This is a genomic window from Bacillota bacterium (assembly GCA_036504675.1).
Classification (GTDB): Bacteria; Bacillota; Sulfobacillia; order JAJYWN01; family JAJZPE01; genus DASXUT01.
Map to the genome: position 1 here is coordinate 20,313 of DASXUT010000074.1, position 13,872 is coordinate 34,184.

Annotated in this window: 13 protein-coding genes; 5 read left to right on the forward strand and 8 right to left on the reverse strand. The window is 65.5% G+C overall.

Annotated features, from left to right (window positions below):
- Positions 1-296: 296 nt before the first annotated feature.
- Positions 297-1,205: a M23 family metallopeptidase gene (locus tag VGL40_05775; protein HEY3314779.1), complete on the reverse strand. Its 909-nt coding sequence runs from the start codon at positions 1,203-1,205 to the stop codon at positions 297-299.
- Positions 1,206-1,883: 678 nt separating this feature from the next.
- Between VGL40_05775 and VGL40_05780 the strand changes: the two genes are divergently transcribed.
- The 3 genes from VGL40_05780 to VGL40_05790 are packed head-to-tail and all read left to right on the forward strand — an operon-like array spanning position 1,884 to position 5,636.
- Positions 1,884-2,936 carry a DUF2804 domain-containing protein gene (locus VGL40_05780; protein ID HEY3314780.1) on the forward strand — a complete coding sequence of 351 codons (1,053 nt, stop codon included), beginning with the start codon at positions 1,884-1,886 and terminating at the stop codon, positions 2,934-2,936.
- 50 nt (positions 2,937-2,986) lie between these two features.
- A complete protein-coding gene (locus tag VGL40_05785) occupies positions 2,987-4,438 on the forward strand; it encodes a hypothetical protein (GenBank protein HEY3314781.1) in 1,452 nt (483 codons plus the stop codon).
- Positions 4,439-4,490: 52 nt separating this feature from the next.
- Positions 4,491-5,636, forward strand: coding sequence for a M14 family metallopeptidase (locus VGL40_05790; protein ID HEY3314782.1), 1,146 nt, complete (start codon positions 4,491-4,493; stop codon positions 5,634-5,636).
- Here VGL40_05790 and VGL40_05795 read toward each other — a convergent pair.
- Together VGL40_05795 and VGL40_05800 are read right to left on the reverse strand one after the other, a co-directional pair.
- Positions 5,626-6,627: a hypothetical protein gene (locus VGL40_05795; protein ID HEY3314783.1), complete on the reverse strand. Its 1,002-nt coding sequence runs from the start codon at positions 6,625-6,627 to the stop codon at positions 5,626-5,628. The two genes, VGL40_05790 and VGL40_05795, sit on opposite strands and share 11 nt — an antisense overlap.
- The gene (locus VGL40_05800; GenBank protein ID HEY3314784.1) at positions 6,627-6,899 is read right to left on the reverse strand and encodes an MFS transporter; all 273 of its coding nucleotides are present in this window, start codon (positions 6,897-6,899) and stop codon (positions 6,627-6,629) included. The genes VGL40_05795 and VGL40_05800 overlap by 1 nt, the downstream gene beginning before the upstream one ends.
- A 167-nt stretch (positions 6,900-7,066) precedes the next feature.
- Here VGL40_05800 and VGL40_05805 point away from each other — a divergent pair, with 167 nt between their 5' ends.
- Positions 7,067-8,074, forward strand: coding sequence for a S66 peptidase family protein (locus VGL40_05805; protein ID HEY3314785.1), 1,008 nt, complete (start codon positions 7,067-7,069; stop codon positions 8,072-8,074).
- Positions 8,075-8,166: 92 nt separating this feature from the next.
- On the opposite strand, the gene efp is transcribed toward VGL40_05805, so the two are convergent.
- From efp to VGL40_05830, 5 genes are all read right to left on the reverse strand, one after another.
- Positions 8,167-8,724: an elongation factor P gene (gene efp / locus VGL40_05810; protein HEY3314786.1), complete on the reverse strand. Its 558-nt coding sequence runs from the start codon at positions 8,722-8,724 to the stop codon at positions 8,167-8,169.
- 132 nt (positions 8,725-8,856) lie between these two features.
- The gene (locus tag VGL40_05815; GenBank protein HEY3314787.1) at positions 8,857-9,933 is read right to left on the reverse strand and encodes a Xaa-Pro peptidase family protein; all 1,077 of its coding nucleotides are present in this window, start codon (positions 9,931-9,933) and stop codon (positions 8,857-8,859) included.
- A 109-nt stretch (positions 9,934-10,042) separates the two neighbouring features.
- Positions 10,043-11,458 (reverse strand): dihydrolipoyl dehydrogenase, encoded by a 1,416-nt coding sequence (gene lpdA, locus VGL40_05820; protein ID HEY3314788.1) that lies wholly within the window; start codon positions 11,456-11,458, stop codon positions 10,043-10,045.
- 41 nt (positions 11,459-11,499) lie between these two features.
- Positions 11,500-12,306 carry a biotin/lipoate A/B protein ligase family protein gene (locus VGL40_05825; protein ID HEY3314789.1) on the reverse strand — a complete coding sequence of 269 codons (807 nt, stop codon included), beginning with the start codon at positions 12,304-12,306 and terminating at the stop codon, positions 11,500-11,502.
- A 95-nt stretch (positions 12,307-12,401) separates the two neighbouring features.
- Entirely contained in the window at positions 12,402-13,430 is a 1,029-nt protein-coding gene (locus VGL40_05830; GenBank protein ID HEY3314790.1) for a radical SAM protein, read from the reverse strand.
- A gap of 203 nt (positions 13,431-13,633) precedes the next feature.
- On the opposite strand from VGL40_05830, the gene VGL40_05835 reads away from it, so the two are divergent.
- Positions 13,634-13,872 (forward strand): hypothetical protein (locus tag VGL40_05835; protein ID HEY3314791.1); only part of this gene is annotated, 239 nt, incomplete at its 3' end.

Consider the following 13,872-nt stretch of genomic DNA (forward strand, 5'->3'; position numbering starts at 1 on the left):
CCTTATAGTCCTTGAACTCTACGGGTCCTCTCCTATCGCTGCCCTGTAAGATCACCGTAGACTTTTCGGACGGCGATGCAAACTCAAGCGTGTAGGCCGGCCCAGTATGCGTGGGGGTGGGAGGAGCCGGGGGTTGCGGCGAAATCGGCCCTCGATTGTACGGGTGGTCAGCAGCCTCTGCCCCGACTCTCGGGTATCTGGCTACCCATATGGAAAAGGCGCAAACCACGATTAGCAGAGCGCTAAGCCCAATGACGTTGGCGACCTTTCTTCCGCGCATCTTCTCCTCACCTCACTTACTGATGGTTTAGGACAATGTTGGCCTGGGTGTATCGCTGTCCGTTGTAGAACCCGACCCTTTGCGTCTGCGAGATGTACGACGTGTAGGAGTACATGACATTGTATTCCACGTATGAAAGCCCCGCGCAGCTTACACGTGGAATGTAGTAGTTGTGTGGATAATAGATTTCGTTCTCGTCAGGGAATGGCTTAGACTTGATGCTGTCCATGTACCCGTACGTGTGAGCGTGCCCGGGCCAACTGTGCATGTCAGGAGACTGGACAACCGTTACTCCCGAAATCTCGGGCTGGTCAGATGGGCTTTGGGATCGCAGGTAGCTAACTACGCCACCTGTGTTTCCCTTGAGATACCCGGGAAGACTTGATTGGCCCGATGCGGCAGTCAATGCTAGATGCTCTAGTGGATTTCTGATGTCGAATACATCCATGGTTTGCCGTACTTCAAAATGTAGGTGAGGGCCAGTAGAATCCCCCGTTGAGCCCGAGTATGCAACCGGCTCCCCCGCTGTCACTCCCTGACCTGGTATGCTCTTTATATAACTACTTAAGTGAGCGTAAAAGGTGTAGTATGCGCTACCATATGCGTCTGTGTGCCTTAGTTCAAGCCAGTTGCCATATCCTGCAGGATCCCAACCAGAGGTCGCCACCTCTCCGCCGGCAGCCGCCATAACGGTGCTACCTGACGCTGCATTGAGGTCTAGTCCATGATGCCCTCTATCCGGTTTAACTGTACTGTAGCTGCCATAAAGATATCCACCGTCAACAGCAGCGGCCACTGGCTTTAGGAGGTTCTGTACACCAACGATGCTGGCGTAAGCAGGTTTTGGGGAGGGTACAAGCGTCAAGATCAGCAGCCCCGCAATAGCAAGAATCAACTTCCCGGTCCGAACTCTCCACGTCTTCATGACAGGGGCTTCACCTCTTTCCACACAACTTTAGGAGCAGGACCTGGGCAGATCATGATTTCCAGCCATGCCTCACCCCGTTTGCCCATTTCTTGGCATCTTAGGTAATTGTCACCATATAGTTGAGATTCCTGTCGGGGTATTCCAAATTCTTCTCGCAAGTTTCGACAATTGACAACGACCCAAAGCCTGGTGCACCAACATCCTGCTGGATGCCAATCAGGTAGGAGGCGGGTTCGCCCCGCCGTCCTCCCACACCACCACCATGAGGGTCCGCATCCGGCGGTTCATCAAGCGTGACGAAGGTTCAGATTGCCCCTGTGGCAGTATAGGGTTTTGCCCTGTCTGGCGGGCTCGCCCAAGCATGATTGCCCTGACGCGGTTCATGTTCTTCGGGCCGGGGCTTTGCCTCCGGCTTCCTTCAGATTCCGCCTCGCGGCGGACACCCTTGCCTTCGGCTAGCGGTTGGCACTACCACCCTCCGCAGAGGACTTTCACCTCCAAGAGAGCGCCCGTGCCGGGCGTAGGAGCGAGGCCCGGGCTGACCGCCCGGGCCTCCGTATTTCCCCGCGACTTCGGCCCCGGGGGCCGGCCCCTCTCCCATGGAGGAGAAGTCGCCCGCCCCTGGAATGGTAGTAGTTGGCTAACGCGCTCAAACCGACGAGGAGGTCAGCACAAATGGAACGCGAACTGACCGTTCCCGTCTTCCTCTGCGACTCCAGAGGCAACCTCAACCCCGAGGCCGTCGGCTGGTCGAGACGGCCGCTCCACGACTGCAACCTCAGCGCTCACTGGCCGCGCAAGAAGCGCTGGGACTACTGGTGCGTGACCTCGGACGAGTACCTCTTCTCGGTGACCCTCTCCAACCTCGATTACGCCGGCCTGGCCTTCGTCTATTTCCACGACTTCGCCGGCGGGCGGTTCATCGAGAAGACGGTGATGAAGCCTCTGGGTGCGGGCTGCGCCCTCGGGCGGACGGTCGGGGAGCCGGTGCGCTTCGAGGGCCGGGGGCTTCGGTTTTCTATCGAGCCGGACCCTGCTGGCGCGTCGGTGACCCGGATCAGAGTCGAGTCGCCCGACTTCGGCGGCTTGCGACTGGCGGCCGCTCTCGTCGTCGAGCACCCGGCCGGGCACGAGACGATGAACGCGGTCATTCCCTGGAGCCGTAGCCGCTTCCAGTTCACCTCAAAGCACCAGGCCCTGCCGGCCGAGGGCGTCGTGACCCTGGGCGGCGGGGGCGGGACCGGGCCCGGAGCCGGCACGGCTCTGGAAGCCCGCTTCCCGGCCGGCTCATCCTTCGCCTGCCTCGACTTCGGCCGTGGGGTCTGGCCCTATTCTTCCGCCTGGAACTGGGCCTCCTTCTCGGCGCTGGTCGACGGTTTGCCGGTCGGGGTCAACCTAGGCGGCCGGTGGACCGACGGCACGGGCTACACCGAGAACGCCATTGTCGCCGGAGGCCGCCTGAGTAAGCTTCCCGAGAAGGTGACCTTCGCCTATGACCCAAGGGACTTCATTCGCCCGTGGTCGATCCGCACCGAAGGCTCCGAGCGGGTCGACCTCCTCTTCGAACCGTTCTACGAGCGGATCGCCAGGAGTGACCTGCTCGTGGTCAGGTCCGAGATCCATCAGATGATCGGCCGTTTCAGTGGGACCCTGGCCATGGACGACGGCCGTCGCATCGCCATCGACAAGGCCGTCGGCTGCACCGAGGACCATCGGGCGAGGTGGTGAGTCGGTGGGCGAGCCAGAGACCTAGCCAGATACCTCCAGGGGGTGTCACCGTGGAACAGTCAAAAGCCGGGGCCCAGATCGGCCGACGCGCCTTCATCCAAGCGGCCGTCATCCTCCTGGCCCTGATGATCCTGGCCGGGGTCCTGACCCGGGTCATCATGCCCGGTACCTATAGCCGGTCGCTGGTCGACGGCCGGGAGGTCATCGACCCGGCCTCCTTCCACTACACGGCCCAGCCTCCGTTGCCCGTCTGGCGGTGGTTCACCGCGCCGGTCGAGGTCCTCTGGGGTCCCGACGCGGTGATGGTCATCACCATCATCGTCTTCATCATGCTGGTCGGCGGGAGCTTCGCCGTCCTCGATAGGAGCCAGGTCCTTAGGTCGGTCATAGCTCGGGCGGTGGCGGCCTTCAAGCGCCGCAAGTATCTCCTGCTGGCCATCATCGTCCTCTTCTTCATGGCCCTCGGGGGGTTCCTCGGCATCTTCGAGGAGACCGTCCCGCTCATCCCGATGGTCCTGGCCCTGGCTTACTCTCTTGGCTGGGACTCCCTGACCGGGCTGGGGATGAGCCTTCTGGCCACCGGATTCGGCTTCGCCGCGGCCGTCTCCAACCCGTTCACCGTCGGCGTCGCCCAGCGACTGGCGGGCCTGCCCCTCTTTTCCGGAGCCGCTTTCCGGGTGGTCATCTTCGCCGCCGTCTATCTCATCGTCCTCGCCTTCCTGACCCGGCACGCCCGGCGGGTGGAGCGCGACCCCCGGTCCTCGCCGGTCTATGCCGAGGACCAGGCTCAGCGGGCCAAGTACGGCCTGGTCGAAGTGGCCGACGCCGCGGTCACCCCGGCCCTTCGCCGGGCCGGGGCCTGGCTCGGTCTTTCCCTCCTGGCCATCCTGGTCGTCTTCACCCTCTCCCCCTTCATCGCCACCCTCTCCTCCCTCTCCCTGCCCCTCACCGGCCTGCTCTTCCTCGCGGCCGGGGTGGGCTCGGGCCTCTTCGCCGGCTTCGGGGGTAGGGGCGTCTGGCGGGCCTTCCTCGAGGGCATCGGGGGCATCGCCCCGGGGATCATCCTCATCCTCATGGCCATGAGTGTGAAGTTCATCATCGTCGCCGGCGGGATCATGGACACGACCCTCCACGGGGCCTCGCTCTACATTTCGAGGACGACCCCGGTTGTGGCGGCCGCCCTCGTCTACCTCCTGACCCTGGTCCTCGAGTTCTTCGTCAACTCCGGTTCGGCCAAGGCCTTCCTGGTCGTTCCGATCATCGCCCCCCTGGCCGACCTGGTCGGCCTGACCCGCCAGACGGCCGTCCTGGGCTACTGCTTCGGCGACGGCTTCACCAACCTCTTCTACCCGACCAACGCGGTGCTCCTGATCGGCCTCGGCCTGACCGTGGTCACCTATCCCAAGTGGATCCGCTGGACCATCGGCCTGCAGGTGGTCGTCTTCCTGGTCACCCTGGGCTTCCTGGCCCTGGCCGCGGTGACCCGCTTTGGGCCATTCTGAGGGACAGGCCCGCGACACCCGGCCCCACGCATGCCCGTCTGGAGGCGTCCCCATGGACCGCGATTACTTCTCCAGCCGCACCTACGACCAATCGCGAGAGACCTTCCGAGGCCTCCTGGCGACCATCCGGGGACGGTGGCCGGGAGCCGTTCTGACCGCCCACCGCGTCGACGACGATGAGGACCTGACCATCGACGTCATCGAGGCGCCGGCCGAGGGCGGCGAGTCCGGGCCTGGGCGGCAGCGGATCGTCATCCTGACCTGCGGCCAGCACGGCGTGGAGGCCTTCGTCGGAGCGGCCATGCTCCGTCTGTTCACCGCCGAGTTCCTCGACCGGCTGGACCCCCGGACCACCGGGCTCATCCTCGTCCACGCCATCAACCCCTGGGGGATGCGCCATTTCCGGCGGGTCGACAGGGACAACGTCGATCTCAACCGCAACTTCGTCTGGGACTGGGGGGCCACCCGGGGCGCCAATCCGGACTATCGCAGGATCGCCGGGCTGCTCGCTCCCGAGGGGAAGATCGATAGCGCGCTCTCCGAGAGGGTCCGCTTCTACGCCGGCGTCACGCGGGCGACGGTCTCCGGGCAGATCGAGGCCTTCAAGCGGGCCACCCTGCTCGGTCAATACGAGTTCCCGCGCGGCCTGTACTATGGCGGGACAGCCCCATCCCCGTCGACAACAGTGATGACGTCCCTCTATCGCCGGACGATGGAGCGCTACGCTCAGGTCCTCCACCTCGACATGCACACGGGCTACGGGCCGGCCGACCTGATGAACGTGGTCGGCTCGGCCCACGAACCGCGTGGCTCGATCGAACTCCAGCAGGCCTTCGCCTACCCGCGGGTGGTCGCCGCCACCCCCGGCGAGTTCTACGGCATCCTCGGCGACATGATCGACTACGTCTATCTCCTCGCCCGGCGGGACTTCCCCCGCCTGCGCCTCTACGCCGCCTCCTTCGAGTTCGGGACGGTCGGCGATTCGCTCCTCAGCGGGCTCGAGAGCCTCCGGAGGATGGTCGCCGAGAACCGCGCCTGTTGGAACGGCGCCCGCCGAGGGGCGGACGCCGAGAACATCCAGCAGGACTTCGTCGCACTCTTCGCCCCGTCCAGTCGGCGTTGGCGGGAGGCGGCCCTGGCCAACGCGAGACAGGCCTTCGCTGGGATCCTTCGGGCCGAGGGGTTTATCACTGGGTGAGCCCGGCGCCGGAGACGGCCTGGCGGTCCCCGCCATCGATATGCCTCTCGCGTCGAGATCGGATCAACAACCAGATGGCGGCGATCACCCCGATGAGGAGCGCTCCTCCCCCCACAACCGCGAACCCCAGTCCGAGCCCGAGGGCATCGCCCACGACGCCAATGACCGGGAAGACGACCATCATTGACAAGCTGGAGAGCAGGCTGGCCGATGAAAGGACAGTCGCTCTGCGTTCCGACGAGACCAAGGCATTGATGGCGCTGTTGAACAACGGGTACTGACCTTCCACCAAGGCGTCGAGGATGATCAGGAAAGCCGCGGCGACCAGCCCGGCGGCCGGCCCGGACCATCGGGGAAGCAGCCCTGCCAGCAGAAGGACCACTGGGACAGCCGCCGAGCTGACATTGAGCGTCCGATAGGGGCCGAATCGCCGCTCGACCCGGAAGGCTTGGGTAGTTGGGACGGCTGCGGACACCTGCCGGATGGCGCCGACGAGGCCGATGCCCACCAGACTCAGGCCGAGCCCTTGCAGGAGGCTCTGGCCATACATCATGGCCGCGGCCGCCAGAGTACCGGTGACCCCCCACAGGACGACCAGCCCGGCGAGCCGGCGATCCTTGAAATCGCGGCCAAGCTCGCGAAGGTCGCCGAGGAAACTCATCTTCCGCGCCTTGCGAGGCTCGTCCCGGAAGGGGCGTTCCCTCAGTGGGGCCAGGACGCCCAGGGCCAGCAGGTCGACCCCGATGGAGAGGACATAGAGGAGCTCGAGGGCCCGCTGAGCGACGAAGCCCCCAAAGAAGGCGGCCGAGGCACCGCCGATCAGGTACAGCGAGTTGATCAGGCCCATCACCCGGGTGGAGTCGGCCGACCTTCCGTCGGCCTTCATCTCGTCGTAGACGAAAGCATCGTAGGCACCACTATGGCAGGTGAAAGACCAGGCCGAAAGACAGAAGGCGACCCCGAAACCAAGCGGTGTCCGAGCGAAGAGCATCAGGGAAGCCGCGGCGATGGAGACGATCCGGCCGGCGATGAGGCTGACCTTCCGCCCGAACGGTCGGCGATCCAGCCGGTGGGGATCTCACCGAGCATCGAGGCGACGTGGAAGACGGTCTCGAGGAGACCGATCATGGCGAAGGAGAGCCCGCGGCCGCTCAGATAGACAACCCAGAAGGCCTCGCTGAAGCGCATCGAGAAGAGGACCATATAGAGGTAGCTGAGGGCGGGGTTGAGTCGCCCCGGACGAGCCGGGGGCACGGAACCCATGGGGGTTCACTCCCGGACAAGGCAGGCTGGCAGCCGGAACCTCTTGTCGTCAAACCTTTCTGATTCTATCGGAGGGGGGCCGGCCTGTCAATCCAGCTTTCCCCAGCTGTCTCCCGCCCCCTGGGTCCCGCCAGGTTCCCCCTACCCCCGCCAAGGAGGAGACGCCCGTGAAACCGACCCGTCTGCGCCCCGGCGATGTCATCGGCGTGGTCGCCCCTTCGGCCCCCGGCCCGGCCCGTTTCCCCCACCGCCTCGAGCGCGGCGTGGCCTTCCTGGAGTCCCAAGGCTATAACGTGACGGTGGCCCCGCACGTCTACGGACAGTATGGCCACGTCTCCGGCACGCCCGAGGAGCGTGCGGAGGACATCATCGAGATGTTCCGCGCCCAGGAGGTTCGGGCGATCATCGCCGCCATCGGCGGCGACCACTCCTGCCACCTACTCCCCCTCTTGGACTGGGCGGTCATCCGCCAGAACCCCAAGGTCTTCATGGGCTTCTCCGACGTCACCGTCCTCAACCTGGCCATCCATCATGAGACCGGCCTCATCACCTTCAACGGGCCGATGATCATGAGCGACCTGGGCGAGTTTCCTAAACCCCCGGGCTACACCGTGGACCACATGGCCCGGGCGATCGCCCGCCCAGAGCCCATCGGGGCCATCGCCCCCTCGACCGACTGGACCGAGGAGTTCCTGGATTGGGGTCAGAAGCTCGACCTGACCCGGCCGCGGGAGTTCCGGGCGTCGCCCGGCTGGACGTGGCTGAAAGAGGGCCGGGCCCATGGCCCGTTGGCGGGCGGCTGCTTCGAATCGCTCCAGCACCTGCGGGGGACGCCGTTCTGGCCAGACCTCGACGGGGCCATCCTCTTCCTCGAGACCTCCGAGGAGGCGCCGAGTCCGGCCTGGGTCGACGCCGCCCTGCAGGACCTGGAGAACATGGGCGTCTTCGGGCGGATCGCCGGACTTCTCTACGGCCGTCCCCTGGGCTACACGGCCGAGCAGCGGGACGAGTTGCGTTCGGTCCTCCTCGAACGGACCCGGCGCTATTCCTTCCCCATCGTCACCGATATGGATTTCGGCCACACCGCCCCCCAGATGACCCTGCCCATCGGGGCCCAGGCCGAGGTCGACACCAGAGAGCGGCGCTTCGCCGTCGTCGAGGCGGCGGTGATCTGATGCCGGGACAATTCGTGAGGCTCGAAACAAAAAAGCCCTGGGGCTCTGCCCCCAGGGCTTCTTCCATAATCGATCAGTCCGTTCCCGCCGGCCTACGCCCGCTCGATGTACTCCCCGCTGCGGGTGTCGACCTTGAGGAGGTCGCCGATGTTGATGAACAGCGGGACCTTGACGATGGCCCCGGTCTCGAGCTTGGCCGGCTTGGTCCCGGCAGTCGCCGTGTCGCCGCGGACGCCGGGCTCGGTCTCGACCACCTTCAGCTCGACCGAGTTCGGCAGGTCGACGCCGAAGGTCTGGCTCTGGAAGAAGAGGACGTTGACGAGCATGTTCTCCTTGAGGAACTTGACCCCGTCCCCGATCTGGTCCTTGGACAGGGTCATCTGCTCGTAGTTCTCGGTGTCCATGAAGTTGTACAGTCCGTCCGACTGATACAGGTATTGCATCTCACGTCGTTCGAGGTGGGCCCGCGGGAGCTTCTCGCCGGCGTTGAAGGTCCGCTCGACGACCGACCCGGACCTCAGGTTCTTCAGCTTGGCCCGGACAAAGGCGGCACCTTTCCCCGGCTTGACGTGCTGGAACTCGACAACCGTCCACACCTGACCGTCAATCTCGACGGTCAGCCCAGTCTTGAAGTCGTTGGTGGAAATCAAGCTCTGTGCCTCCCCCTCGCCTGTGGGCCGTTCATATTGTGTCCGCGAAGGCGCGGCTCACTCCGTTGGTGGTACTGGTCGGGCTGGTCTGAAGCGGCTCGCAACCCACGTCGGGCGGCCTCTCGCCGCCCGCTAGTTCAGGGTGATGAGCTCTTTGGGCGCGGCGGTGAAGTCGTCGAACCCGGTCCTGGTGATGACGCCCATGTCCTCGATCCGGACTCCGCCCCAGCCGGGGAGGTAAATGCCCGGCTCGATGGTGATGACGTGGCCGGCCTTGAGGATATCCTCGTGGGTTTGGCCGGCGCTCGGGCCCTCGTGGACGGCCAGGCCGACCCCGTGCCCGAGGCCGTGCCCGAAGTTGGGGCCGAAGCCGGCCTCGGTGATCACCTGACGGGCCACCGCGTCCAGTTCCTTGCCCTTGAGCCCCGGCCTGGCCGCCTCCAACGCGGCTCGCTGAGCCTCGAGGACGACATCGTACACCTCGCGCTGTTTCTTGGTGACCCGCCCGAAGACCACGGTCCGCGTGCAGTCGGAACAGTAGCCGCCGACGACGGCTCCGAAGTCGAGGGTCAGGAAGTCGCCGAAGTCGATCTTCCGGTCGGTCGGCTCAGCGTGGGGCAAGGACGACCGCGGCCCCGCGGCGGCGATGGTGCTGAAAGAGGCCGCCGTGGCCCCCAGCTTGCGCATCTGGTACTCGAGCTCGGCCGCCACTTCCTTCTCGGTCTGGCCGACCTGGAGGGTCTTCAGGAGGGCCTCGAAAGCGCGGTCGGCCACCTGGACGGCGGTCCGGATGGCCTTGATCTCGCCGGCGTCCTTGACCGCCCGGAGCTTCTCCACCAGGTCCTCGGTGGGCACCAGCTCGACCGGGGCCAGCTTGTCCCGGAGTTCCTCATAGCGGGCGTAGGTCAGGTGGGCCTTCTCGAAGCCCAGCCGGCGGACCTTGGCTTTCTTGAGGACCTCTTGCAAGGTCTTGACGTATGGGCTCCCGTGCTGAATGACCTTGAACCCAGGGGCCTGGTCCGTCGCCTGTTCGGTGTACCGGAAGTCGGTCAGCAGGTGGGCATAGTCCTGACCGATGACAAGGTAGCCGGAGGAACCCGAAAAACCGCTCAGGTAGAAGCGGTTCTCCTGGGAAGCCACGAGCAAGGCGTCGATGCCGAGCCGTTTATCGCCGATGAGCTTGCGGAGCTTCGCCAGTCGTCCGGCCACCGGGCCACCCCCCTGTTCCACCTGCTAATATTACCATATTCCCCGGCCTTTGCAAACACGAACCAGGCCGGACCCGGGCGCGCGCCCGAGTCCGGCCCGACGTGGCCGCTTACTGCGCCCGACGGCGCGGGGCGATGTGGATCGACTCGCCCATGACCCCTTCGCAGGCCTCCATGAAGGCTTCGGAGAGGGTCGGATGAGCATGCACCAGGATGTCGGCGATGTCCTGGGCCTTGGCGCCCATCTTCAGGGCGATGGAGGCCTCGTGGATGAGGTCGGTCGCCCGCGGCCCGAGGATGTGCACCCCGAGCAGCTTGCCATCATCGGCCTTGGCCACGACCTTGACCACGCCCTCATTCTCGCCCATGGCCATCGCCCGGCCGTTGGCGGTGAACTGGAACTTCGAGACCTTGATGTTCAGGCCCTGGTCGCGGGCTTCCTTCTCCTTGAGGCCGACCGTGGCCACCTCGGGGATGGAGAAGACACAGCTCGGGACGATGCTGTAGTCGACCTCCGTCGGGTGCCCGGTGATGTTCTCGACCGCCACGACCCCTTCGGCCGAGGCCACCGGGGCCAGCCAGAACCGGCCGACGACGTCGCCGATGGCGTAGATGCCGGGGACGTTGGTCTGCATCTTGGCGTTGGCCTTGATCCCGCGCTTGTCGCGCTCGACCCCGAGGGCGTCGAGGTCGATCCCGCCGTAATTCGGCACACGTCCAAGGGCGAGGAGGATCTTCTCGGCTTCGAACTCGACCGGGCCGGCGTCCTTGGTGTCGGCGACGAGCTTCTTCAAGCCGTTGCCCGACTCCTTGATCTCCTTGATGTAGATGCCGTGGTTGATGGTGATGCCCTTGCGCTTGAGCATCGGGATCATCCGGATCTGGAGTTCCTCGTCGATCGGCGGGAGGATCCCGGGGCCGCGCTTAACCACCTGGATCTTGCTCCCGAAGGCGTTGTAGATGCAGGCGAACTCGATGCCGAGGACACCGCCGCCGATGATCAGGAGGCTTTCCGGGACGTGGTCGAAGTCGAGGGCGTCCTCACTGGTGACCGTGTGCGCCTTCACCTGCTCTTCGGGGATGGGCGGGAACTGTTCCAGGGAGCCGGTGGCGATGATGATGTTCTTGGTCTCGAGGGTTTCCTTGCCGCCGTCCTTGAGGGCCACCTCGACCAAGCCGACCTTGGGGACGCCGGCCGTGCCGTCGTAGACGGCCACCCCGTTGGACTTCAGGAGCAGGTCCACGCCGCTGGTCAGTTGATGGACAACCTTGCTCTTGCGGGCGATGACCGTCCCCCAATCGACCTTGACTTCACCCGGGGTCAGCCCGAACTCGGGCCCCCGCTTCATGTCCAGATAGACCTCGGCCGTGCGGACGAGGGCCTTGGTCGGGATGCAGCCCCGATTAAGGCAGCACCCGCCGACTCGACGGTTCTCCACCAGGGCGACCTTCGCCCCCAGCTGAGCACCCTTGATGGCGGCGACGTAACCGCCCGGACCGCCACCGATGACGACGATATCGAACAAATCTGTTCCTCCCCTTTCAGACTGTAAGCTGCAAGCGCTGACTACTTCCGCAGGTTCCAACTGTCCTGGTTGTATTTTGTCCGCTCCAACTCGTCGGCCAGAGCCGACTCTTCGGGGGTCAGCGCACCATCTTCAAGGACGACGCCGAGGCCCGAGCTGAACCCGGCGGAGATCGCCCTGGCCATCTCCTCCGGCGCGATTCGCCGGCCGGCCACCTGGTCAACCCCGCCGGCCTTGGCCACGAGGGTCCGTCGGACCCGCTCGCGGACCTGATCCGATGGGAAGCGCATGGTGGTCAACAGCTTATCGACGTCGAGGTGAAGGATAATCGCCCCGTGCTGCAGGATGACGCCGCCGTGCCGGGTCTGGGCGCTGCCGACGATCTTCTTCCCGGCCGAGGTCAACTCGTACCACGACGGGGCGTCGAAGCAGGCGGCCGAACCCGAGACCCCGGAGCCTGAGGCCCCGGAGGCGACCGCCCCTCCCCCGCTCCGCCCCTGGGACGGCGGATTGGTCAGGTCGGCCGGGACGTCCAGCAACCGGAAGCCCTCGAGCAGCCCGCGGCTGAGGAAACGGTAGGTCTCGAGGACGGTCCCCGGCAGGATCGACTCAGCGATGACCACGCTGTAGGTCAGTTCATCGTCGTGAAGGACGGCCCGACCGCCGGTCGGCCGACGGACGATGCCGAAGCCGGCTTGGCGGCAGGCATCGAGGTCGATCTCCCGGGACAGGGCCTGGAAGTAGCCGATTGAGACGCCGGCCGGCTGCCAGGTGTACAGCCGTAGGGTCGGCGGGACCAGCCCCTGGCCATGAACCTGCATGATCGCTTCGTCGATGGCCATATTCATGGCCGCCGTGGCCGGGCCGCTCTGGATGAGCCGCCAGGTCGTCACCGACGGCCGGACCTCTTGTGGATCGATGGGTTGATGTCTTGGCACAGGGGTCACTCTCCCGGAGCGGCGCTGAGGACGAGGTCGATGGCCGCGGCGGCTTCTTCCGAGGTCAGCGGCCGTGGGTAGTTGTACATGACCCCGCCCGGGCGTTCGTTGTAGTAGGGACGGTTGCAGTCCGGGCAACCGGCCGTCTGAAAGGCCTCCCCCGAGGCGAGCAGCTCGCGGATGGTGGCCGCGGGAAGGCCGAAGCCGGCCACCCGGCCGTCGGCGAAGCGGATCGCCTCGAGGTCGATGAGGTGCCGGCCCAGGAGCCAGTTGCAGGCCTGGACCCGGCGGTAGGAAGCCAGGTCGGGCGGGTTTGCCGCGGCCAGGGCCGTCCCCCGGACCGGGGTGAAGGCGAACAGGCCGATGGTCACGCTCAGGCCCGTCAGCCGGCCGATGAGCCTGACCATCTCCTCCTCGGTCTCGCCGAGTCCGACGATGAGGTGGGTGCCGATCCTTCCGGGCCAGCGCCCGGCGGCCTCCTCGACCCGCTTCAGGGCGGTCGCGAAGCCGCCGCCCTTGATCTTGCGGTGGATCTCCTCGCCGACGGCGTCGATGGGCATGGTCACCCGGTCGGCCCCGGCCTCGAAGAGGGCGGCGACGAGGTCCGGGTCGTTCAGGAAAACGGACACGCAGATGGGCACGGCACTGCGGGAGCGGATGCGGCGGACGGCCTCGAGGGTCCCCGGCAGGCTCGACCGGTCGTGGACGACCTGGAGGCAGACCCGCTTGACCCCTTCCCCGCCCCGGCCGGCCTGGTCATAGGACGAGGCGATGGCCTCGACGACCCGCTCGGGGTCGGCGTCGGGCCAGGTGACCCGAGACAGGAGGTCGGCCCGGGCCCCGCTCTCGCGGGCCTGCGGGCAGAAGCCGCAGTTGCGGTCACAGCGCTCCCCGGTCATCAGGTAGGCCGTGGTCGGCAGGCACTCGACCTTCAGGCGGTCGAGGCCGATGGCCGCGGCGGTGCCGGCCGAGACGCGCAGGCGGGGGTGAATGGGCTGGGCCGCCGGCGCGGCGGCCTCTGATTCGGGCGTCACAAGACCGCCGCCAGAAAGCCCAGAGGCTTTAGCTCCGGGAGAAATGGCGGCTTCCCTCCTTTCACTTGACGAACGTATGTTCGATGGTATATAATGGAAACACGAAAACCGAAGTCACGCTTAAGGTTCGACTTCTTGAGCCAACGATTACGAAGTCGTGCGCGCTTTCGGCCATGCAGGAACAGTACACGAAAGCCCTGTCATTGCTGGTGGAGAAGGCAAAGGGGCTTAACACGACCTCCCTGGTACGGTTGCATCGGGAGGCGTACCACCAAGTCAAGGCCGAAGTCTCACTGCCTTCCGAGTCGCTACGGGTAGCATTGAGTCAGACGTGTCACATCATGCGGTCCTGGAAGGCCCGGCAGAAAAAGGGGTTGAAGAACAGACCGCCGGTCATCAAGAGGCTTCAGCCAATAGGGGTGGGCATTCACGGATACCGGGT